Below are 6,910 nucleotides of genomic sequence, written 5' to 3' on the forward strand. Positions count from 1 at the left end.
ATGTCGGCGCTGGCGCGAGCCCGACCTTCGTGGCGGATATGAACCCGAGCCCAGGCTTGGTGACGAAGCGCCAGCGGGGAATACCGCCTTCTCCCCCGCCATCGTCATCCCAGCGCAGGCTGGGATCCATCGTGTCGCGGGCCGTGACGCTCGGATCAGCGGCTACGTCGCCAAGCCGCTAAATGGACCGCAGCCTGCGCTGGAGTGACGAATTTGCGCGTTGTTTTGATCGCCAGCCGATCATCCGTATCCCCTCCTAGGGGATAGGAACTCAAGAGGATTTCGACTAAGGGCGCGGCCATGACCTCCTTTTCCGACCTGCTCCAGAACGGGGCGGCACACGCCTGGCTGTTCGTGCCCAGTGCCATCCTGCTCGGAGCCCTGCATGGCCTGGAGCCGGGCCATTCCAAGACGATGATGGCGGCGTTCATCGTCGCGGTACGTGGGACGGTGGGCCAGGCGGTGCTGCTCGGCCTGGCAGCGACCATGTCGCACACCGCCATCGTCTGGGCGGTTGCCCTCGGGGGCGTCTATCTCTTCAAAGGGCTCAGCCCCGAAGGCGTGGAGCCCTATCTGAAGCTTGCTTCGGGCGTGCTGATCCTCGGGCTGGCGGGGTGGATGCTGTGGCAGACGCGGCGCGAACAGGCGCATGCGCACGGTGATCATCACGGCCACCATCATCATGACCACCATGACCACGATCATGAAGGTCACCGCCATCACGATCATGATGTCACCCCGCTGCTGGAGCGCACGCTCGATCTCACCGACGGCGGCTATCAGGACGCCCATGAGCGCCAGCATGCCGAGGACATACGCCGCCGCTTCGCCGGGCGCGAGGTCACCACCGGGCAGATCGCCCTGTTCGGCCTGACCGGCGGCCTCATCCCCTGCCCAGGCGCGATCACCGTGCTGCTGCTGTGCCTGCAACTGAAGCGGATCGCGCTGGGTTCGGTGCTGGTGCTGTGCTTCAGCATCGGGCTGGCGCTGACGATGGTGGCATCGGGCGTGATCGCCGCGCTCAGCATCCGTTATGCCGAGCGGCGTTTCGGCGGGTTCGGCACGCTGGTGCGCCGCGCGCCTTATGCCAGCGGGGTACTGATCCTGTGCGTCGGCGCCTATGTCGCGCTACAGGGCTGGCAGACGCTTCCTCCCACCGGATGACCGAAGATGAGCCACGCCGCCAATCCCGACCTGCTCAATCGCCTTCGCCGCGCCAACGGCCATCTCGCCAGCATCGTCAAGATGGTGGAGGATGGCAGCGACGGCCTGAAGATCGCGCAGCAGATGCAGGCGGTGGTGGCAGCGCTGGAGAAGACCAAGACGCTGATCGTGACCGACCATATCGAGCATCAGCTGGAAGCGCTGGTCGGGCCGCTGCCGAGCGACGTGCGGGCGGATCTCGCCAAGTTGGGCGCACTGGCGAAATATCTGTAGCGGCAGGGGCGCATAGCAGCGGCTACCCCTTTTTGGCTGTTCTACCCGGTGCCTCGCTCCAGCGATCCCGCCAGGGCCTGCTCAATCTCGCGATAGGCTTCCGGGTATCTAGCTCGTTCGCGTGCAACGAAGGCGGCGTGTCGGCTGGCGAAGGCTGCCACCTCCTGCAATGTGCCCGGATAGGCTTCACCGACGCTCCAGAACAGGAAGCCGTGGCGTACAAGCGCTTCGACCTTATCCCATTGCTTGCGGTCCGACTGCTTGGGCGGCTTGAACTTGCGGGTTAAGCCGATGCTGGGCCCGCCACAATTGGGGCAGGCCAGGACAGCCGCGGTTCGGCTGGCGCGCTTGAAGCTCTTGCGGCAGCGAAAGCAGGCATAGGGATGCGCAAAGACCGAGCGGAACGTGCTGTCCTTTTGCGCGGGTGCTGTCTGGACGTCCTGGACCATAGGACATGATATCCTATTGCGTGTCCGGGGTATCCAGGGCCTTGCCGATGTCTTTAGCGGCGGCGCCGGTCATTGCGTCTGCCTGCCCGGCAGCTTCCAGAAACTCGGCCTGTGAGGCGGCGGTGTAGTTGCAGCCGACGAACAGGCTGCCGCTGGGCGGCGCGGGCGTTGGCTCGGCGCCGAATGCTTTGGCCATCATCGCCGAGAGCGCCCCACCGGTCGGTTCGAACGCGCCGAGCATCGGCCCCGCCTTGGGATCGAGGAAGCGATAATATTGTTCGGTCGCCTTGATCGGCGCGCGTTCCAGTTTCTGCGCCTTGATGAAGGCTTCCGCCTTGGCGCGCGGCCATAACGTGACGACCCAGTCCTGCAGAAAATAGACATTCGAGACCGGTTCGCCCAGCAGCGCGGCCGGCTTCGTAAGGGTGAAACCGGACAGGCCGATCATCCCCTCCGTCGCCTTATTATCCTTGGCCCCTTTCATCCACGCGGGCGCTTTGTTCTCGAGGAACAAAGCAGAGGCGAAAGCAAAGGCGGCGGGATGCGAGCGGCAGCTAAGGGCGTCGCTCAGCGTCTCCGGCGAAAGCGGGATATCGTCGCTGGCGTCCGACGCGGAGGCAGGCTGGGCCATTGCAGCGCAGGGCATGAAGAGCGCGAGCAGCGGCAGGATACGCAGGAAGGTCATTCGGCTGTCCCGTGCAGATGGAAAGGCATGTCGATCGGCCTTGGCCCCGTGCGCATCGGCGGGGCAACTGTCCAGAGCTTGGGCGCGATCCTGCGCGGATAAGGGGCGCCACGTCCGTTTGTCGCACGATCGATCTTTGGGGCTATCCCAGATTAACTTCCATTGCTAATGCGAAGCGCTCGCAAGTTAATGGGGGATGAGTTGACGAAGTTCCGTTTCGTGCCGCGTCTGTGTGTCGTGGCCGCCTGTGCCGTCGCCACGCCGTCGATCGCCATCGCTGCCGATGCGGGCGAGATACCAGCGGATGAGGTTATCGTGACGGGTGCGCGTCAGGGCTATGCGCCGACCGATACGTCTGCCGCCAAGATCACCGCGCCGCTGCGCGACATTCCGCAGTCGATCGCGGTCGTGCCGGCACAGCTGCTGCTGGATCAGCGGGCTTTGTCGCTGCAGGATGCGCTGAAGAACGTGCCCGGCGTCAGCTTCGCCGCGGGCGACGGGCAGCGCGATCAGGTCAGCATTCGCGGCTTCACCGCCATCGCCGATCAGTTCGTCAACGGCTTCCGCGACGACGCCCTTTATTTCCGCGATCTGTCCAACACCGATCGGGTCGAGGTGATCAAGGGGCCCGCGGCCGTGCTGTATGGCCGCGGCTCGTCCGGCGGTCTGATCAATCGCGTGCTGAAACAACCCAATGTCAACGTCACCGCGCTCACCCTCTCCGGCGGTTCGTTCGATCAGAAGCGCGGCGAATGGGATGTCGGCCGGTTCGACGAGACCGGCGGCGTCGGCTTCCGCCTTACCGGCGCTTATGAGGATGATGACAGCTTCCGCGACCAGCAATTCGTCAAGCGCTTCGCCATCGCCCCCTCGCTATTGCTCGGCGCCGGTCGCGACACGACGCTGTTCGTCGAGGCGGATTATCTGCACGACCGCCGTCTGACCGACTTCGGCATCCCTGCCATCAATGGCCGCCCGGTGGATGTGGCGCGCTCCACTTATTATGGCGCTGCCAACGCCCGCGATGCGGATGTGACCGCGAGCGAGGTCGTGTCGCAGACCGTCATCCTGACCCACCGTTTCTCCGACGATCTCAGCTTCCGCGATGGCTTTCGCCATTACAATTACAGCCTGAACCGGCGGAACACGCTGCCATCGGCGGTCAATGCCGCCGCCGGCACGGTCACGCTTCAGCATGGCGGGATCGATCGGGACGAGGATGGCTGGTCGAACCAGGCCGAACTGACGCAGAAGCTGCGCGTCGCCGGGATGGAGCATACCATCCTGTATGGCTTCGAAATCGCGCGGCAGGTGAAAGGCGCGCAGACGATCCAGTCGCGCAACGTCGCCACCACGTCGATCTTCGATCCGGTCCTGCCGGTCATCGACAATGGGGCCTTCACCACGCTCAGCGCCAACAGCAATAGCAGCTTCGATACGCGCGGCCTGTATGTGCAGGATCTGGTGGATATCGGTCATGGCTTCAAGCTGCTGGTCGGGGCGCGACACGACTGGTTCATCCAGAAGACCAAGCTGCTGATCGGCAGCCCGGCCCGGCTGGCGCGGACCGATCGCAAATGGAGCCCGCGCGCGGGCCTGGTCTTCCAGCCCGACGATGCGCAATCCTATTATGTCTCGTGGAGCCGCAGCTTCCAGCCCTCGGCCGAGACGTTCGCGCTGGCGGCCAACAATGCCGATCTGGCGCCCGAAGAGACCACCAACAAGGAAATCGGGGCGAAATATACGTTTTTCGGTGGAAAGCTGAATATCCAGGCGGCCGGTTTCATCCTGCGCCGCACCGGCATCAAAGGCAGCGATCCGGCAACGCCAACCCTGCTCATCCCGATTGGCACGCAGCGCACGCGTGGTGTCGAACTATCCGGCCAGCTCAACTTGCCGTCGGGCTTCCAGGCAATCGCCGGTTATGCCTATCTGGATACGCGCGTGACGGCATCGGCCAACCCCTTGTTTGCCGACAAGCGCGCGACCATCACGCCCAAGAATTCGGCCAACGCCTTCCTCACCAAGAGCTTTGCGGGACGGTTCGGCATTGGCGGCGGCATGAATTATGTCGGCAACCGCTGGGCCGATCCCGCCAACACGACGGTGCTGCCGCATTATATTACCGCGGACGCAGTAGCATGGGCCTATGTCGGGCCGGTGCGGCTGCAGCTCAATGCCTATAACCTCGCCAACAAGCGCTACATCGTCTCAGGCCACGGCACGTCGCCGTTGCTGAATGTACCGGGTGCGCCGCGCTCGGTGCTGGGAACGGCGCGTATCAGCTTCTGATGCGCTGGATCGACCTGCTCCACCGCTGGCTGGGCGGCGCGATCGGCCTGCTACTGGCGCTGATCGGCCTGTCCGGCGCTATCCTGGTGCATCGCGATGCCTGGACGAGCGTGCCGCACAAGCAGGACATCGTCGACCACGATCCGGGCCGCATCGGCGCGCGGGTGGCCCAGGCGATGGCCGATCCGGCGGCGCGGCCGGACGGGATCGTCTTCGCATCGGACGGGTTTGCGGTCGATCGGCTGACGTTCGGTGGTGGGGCCGGCGCCTATGCCGATCAGTCGGGGCAGACGCTGGTGCGGTGGGACAGCGACTGGCAGCGGCCCGAATTGTGGCTGTTCGACTTCCACCGCCATCTTTTCTCCGGCGACACGGGCGAGGCCGTGGTCGGCGTAGCAGGGCTCGCGGGCATCCTGTTTGTGATGACGGGAACGTTGCTGTGGTGGCGGACGCGGCGCAGCTTTGCCCCCCGCTTGCTGCCTAAGCGGCACAGCCGATCGGCCTTCCTGCGGCATCATCGCGATCTCGGCATCGTGGTGGCGCCGTTGCTGCTTCTGTCCTGCGTCACCGGCACCGTGCTGGTCTTCCGGCCGCTCGCCTCGATCCTGCTCGGGCCCGGCGCGGCGAGCGCGATCACGCGTGCCGCCAAGCCGCCGGAGAGGGACAAGGCGCCGGTCGCGGAGAACCTCGACTGGTCCGGCATGATCCGCGCCGCGCACGATCGCTTTCCCGATGCCGACATACGCGTCCTGAACCTTCCACGCGGCGGCAGCGGGCTGATCACACTCCGGATGAAGCAGCCGGGCGAGTGGCTGCCCAACGGCCGGACGACGATCTATTTCGCGGCCGACAGCGGGCGGATCGTCGAGGCGCGCGACGCCACGCGCCTGCCCGCGCAGGTGCGCGCCTTCAGCCTGCTCTTTCCGCTTCATTCGGCGGCCGTCGGCGGACTGGCCTTCCGGATCGTGATGACGATCTCCGGGCTGGCGCTGGCGCTGCTGGGCACGCTGGCCGTCTGGTCCTTCTGGATCCTGCGCCGAACGCCGCGCTTTCCTGCAGCGCAGCCGCAAGCCGCCTGATCGCTTACTGCGCCGGATCGGCGTCCAGCAGGCGAATGATCGCCGAGAAATCGAGCGCGCCATTCCCGCCATTGGCAAAGGCCTGATACAAAGCCTCGGCCGCAGCCCCCATCGGCACGCTGGCATTGGCGTCCTGCGCGGCGCTCATCGCCAGCTTGAGATCCTTCAGCATCAGGGCGGTGGCAAACCCGCCCTGATAGTCGCGATCCGCCGGCGTCTCCGGGCCCACCCCTGGCACAGGGCAATAGCTCGTCATCGACCAGCTTTGGCCCGAGGCTTTCGAAGAAATATCGTAAAAGGTCTGCAGATCCAGGCCGAGTTTCTTCGCCAGCAGAAATGCCTCGCACGTGGCGACCATGGTGGCGCCCAGCAGCATATTGTTGGCGATCTTGGCAGCCTGGCCGGCGCCGGTGCCGCCGGCGTGGATGACGGCCTTGCCCATTGCCGCAAGAATGGGCTGCGCTTGTGCGAATGCCGCGTCCGGCCCGCCCACCATGAAGGTCAGCGTGCCGCCATTGGCGGCCGCGATCCCGCCCGACACCGGGGCATCGACCATCGCATAACCCTGCTCCGCCGCCGCTGCGCCAACCGCCTTGGCGCTGGCGACGTCCACGGTCGAACAATCGATCAGGATCGCGCTGCTGGGCGCGGCGCCGATGATGCAATCGGTATAGACCTGGCGGACATGGCTTCCGGCCGGCAGCATCGTCACCACCGCCTCGACATCGGCCGAGGCCTCGCGTGCCGATTTGACGCGAAGGCAGCCGGCTTGCTCGGCATGGGCCAGCGCTGCCTCCGCCAGATCAAAAGCGTGCACCTCATGCCCCGCCTTGACCAGGTTGGCGGCCATACCGCCGCCCATATTGCCCAGTCCGATGAAACCGATCTTGGCCATTTTCTCGCCTCTCCGTTCGTGCTGAGCGTGTCGAAGGACGGTGACGCGCACGTGCTTCGACTTCGCTCAGCAC

7 protein-coding genes are annotated in these 6,910 nt (G+C 65.3%); 4 read left to right on the forward strand and 3 right to left on the reverse strand.

The genetic code is table 11. From position 1 onward, the window contains the following. Nucleotides 1-300: 300 nt before the first annotated feature. Together ACOJSI_RS06650 and ACOJSI_RS06655 are read left to right on the forward strand one after the other, a co-directional pair. Entirely contained in the window at nt 301-1,164 is an 864-nt protein-coding gene (locus ACOJSI_RS06650) for a nickel/cobalt efflux transporter (protein WP_420137480.1), read from the forward strand. A 6-nt stretch (nt 1,165-1,170) separates the two neighbouring features. Next, entirely contained in the window at nt 1,171-1,437 is a 267-nt protein-coding gene (locus ACOJSI_RS06655) for a metal-sensing transcriptional repressor (protein ID WP_420137481.1), read from the forward strand. 41 nt (nt 1,438-1,478) lie between these two features. Here ACOJSI_RS06655 and ACOJSI_RS06660 read toward each other — a convergent pair whose 3' ends face one another. Both ACOJSI_RS06660 and ACOJSI_RS06665 read right to left on the reverse strand, forming a co-directional pair. Continuing rightward, nucleotides 1,479-1,886, reverse strand: coding sequence for a hypothetical protein (locus tag ACOJSI_RS06660; RefSeq protein ID WP_420137482.1), 408 nt, complete (start codon nt 1,884-1,886; stop codon nt 1,479-1,481). 13 nt (nt 1,887-1,899) lie between these two features. Next, nucleotides 1,900-2,571 (reverse strand): hypothetical protein, encoded by a 672-nt coding sequence (locus ACOJSI_RS06665; RefSeq protein WP_420137483.1) that lies wholly within the window; start codon nt 2,569-2,571, stop codon nt 1,900-1,902. Between the two features lie 201 nt (nt 2,572-2,772). Between ACOJSI_RS06665 and ACOJSI_RS06670 the strand changes: the two genes are divergently transcribed. Beyond that, entirely contained in the window at nt 2,773-4,863 is a 2,091-nt protein-coding gene (locus tag ACOJSI_RS06670; protein ID WP_420137484.1) for a TonB-dependent receptor, read from the forward strand. Continuing rightward, nucleotides 4,863-5,942 carry a PepSY-associated TM helix domain-containing protein gene (locus tag ACOJSI_RS06675; RefSeq protein WP_420137485.1) on the forward strand — a complete coding sequence of 360 codons (1,080 nt, stop codon included), beginning with the start codon at nt 4,863-4,865 and terminating at the stop codon, nt 5,940-5,942. The genes ACOJSI_RS06670 and ACOJSI_RS06675 overlap by 1 nt, the downstream gene beginning before the upstream one ends. Before the next feature lie 4 nt (nt 5,943-5,946). Here the strand turns inward: ACOJSI_RS06675 and mmsB are convergent, their stop codons facing one another. Next, on the reverse strand, nt 5,947-6,837 hold the full coding sequence (gene mmsB, locus ACOJSI_RS06680) for a 3-hydroxyisobutyrate dehydrogenase (protein ID WP_420137486.1): 891 nt from the start codon (nt 6,835-6,837) through the stop codon (nt 5,947-5,949). Nucleotides 6,838-6,910 lie beyond the last annotated feature (73 nt).

The organism is Sphingomonas sp. (assembly GCF_048595155.1).
In the GTDB taxonomy this organism is placed as follows: domain Bacteria; phylum Pseudomonadota; class Alphaproteobacteria; order Sphingomonadales; family Sphingomonadaceae; genus Sphingomonas_I.

Bases quoted from the DNA above. Each gene is read 5' to 3' on its own strand.
- ACOJSI_RS06665 (WP_420137483.1), bottom strand. From the start codon at position 2,571: ATGACCTTCCTGCGTATCCTGCCGCTGCTCGCGCTCTTCATGCCCTGC.
- ACOJSI_RS06675 (WP_420137485.1), top strand. From the start codon at position 4,863: ATGCGCTGGATCGACCTGCTCCACCGCTGGCTGGGCGGCGCGATCGGC.
- mmsB (WP_420137486.1), bottom strand. From the start codon at position 6,837: ATGGCCAAGATCGGTTTCATCGGACTGGGCAATATGGGCGGCGGTATG.
- ACOJSI_RS06660 (WP_420137482.1), bottom strand. From the start codon at position 1,886: ATGGTCCAGGACGTCCAGACAGCACCCGCGCAAAAGGACAGCACGTTC.
- ACOJSI_RS06655 (WP_420137481.1), top strand. From the start codon at position 1,171: ATGAGCCACGCCGCCAATCCCGACCTGCTCAATCGCCTTCGCCGCGCC.
- ACOJSI_RS06650 (WP_420137480.1), top strand. From the start codon at position 301: ATGACCTCCTTTTCCGACCTGCTCCAGAACGGGGCGGCACACGCCTGG.